This window comes from Treponema sp. R80B11-R83G3, from assembly GCF_054786115.1.
Genome location: NZ_BDHF01000494.1, coordinates 1 through 459, shown reverse-complemented (window position 1 = coordinate 459; position 459 = coordinate 1). Strand labels below are relative to the sequence as shown.

Genomic DNA, 459 nt, shown 5'->3' with positions numbered 1-459 from the left:
GGATAAATGTTATGTTTATATTATTCTTAAAACTAAGTTTATTTTCAACATTTATTCTTTTTATTAATCCCATATGTTCATAATAATCCAAGAATGACCCGTGTATGTTGCGAATACCATTTACGTCTTGCATTACTCCATTAGAAGCATATATTATTATTGGATTATCTGGTCTTTTATTTTCATAAAAATCAAGCCATTCGAGCCGTAATTGTTCAATTATTCTCATACCAAGCGTATGATCTGGGTCCCAATGGCTATATAAAATATAATCCAAATAATCAATTTTTGCATTATTTAACGCAATGTTTATATCTTCAGGAGTGTCAATAAGTAATGAAACATCTTCCAAAAACAAGCTACACCCACAGCGTGAATAAGGAATACCCTTTTGCCTTGCTTCAACACATACTTTACACTTACATAATGCTCTTGGAATAGAAACACATCCTCCAGAAC

1 protein-coding gene is annotated in these 459 nt (G+C 31.2%); it reads right to left on the bottom strand.

All coding sequences use genetic code 11. The features are described from left to right. A partial coding sequence (locus ACYVRH_RS14630) for an MBL fold metallo-hydrolase (RefSeq protein ID WP_461257593.1) occupies nt 1-459 on the bottom strand: 459 nt, incomplete at both ends.